The organism is Vibrio marinisediminis (assembly GCF_014050145.1).
Classification (GTDB): Bacteria; Pseudomonadota; Gammaproteobacteria; order Enterobacterales; family Vibrionaceae; genus Vibrio; species Vibrio marinisediminis.
The window spans coordinates 1-325 of the sequence record NZ_JACFYF010000109.1 but is presented as its reverse complement, the minus strand read 5'-3'; the positions used below and the strand labels follow the sequence as shown (position 1 = coordinate 325).

Below are 325 nucleotides of genomic sequence, written 5' to 3'. Positions count from 1 at the left end.
ATTAGTTGCCCAACTTTATATGTTTTTAAAGTAGGATTGTACTTTGATAAAATATTTTCGGGTATCATAACCTTATGATTAGAATCATAAAATAACAAAGATAGGGCATAGAACTTTATCGTCTAATTTAAAATGATAAATTATGAGTTTTTATGCTGATTTATTAGCTGATTATAAGAAGCATTTTTTAATGTATATAGCTTTAACTATTATCTTTCAAAGTTGTCTAGGTTCTATAGCCGCAATGGTGATTGTGTCTCAAGATAATGATGTGTTAAGTATAGTTGAATTATCAGTTTGTGTTATGGTATCTATGCTGTACAAT

At 27.1% G+C, this 325-nt stretch carries 1 protein-coding gene; it reads left to right on the top strand.

Translation table 11 applies throughout. From position 1 onward, the window contains the following. Positions 1-142: 142 nt before the first annotated feature. Positions 143-325: hypothetical protein (locus H2O73_RS23575; protein WP_220457704.1), on the top strand; the 183-nt coding region annotated here is incomplete at its 3' end.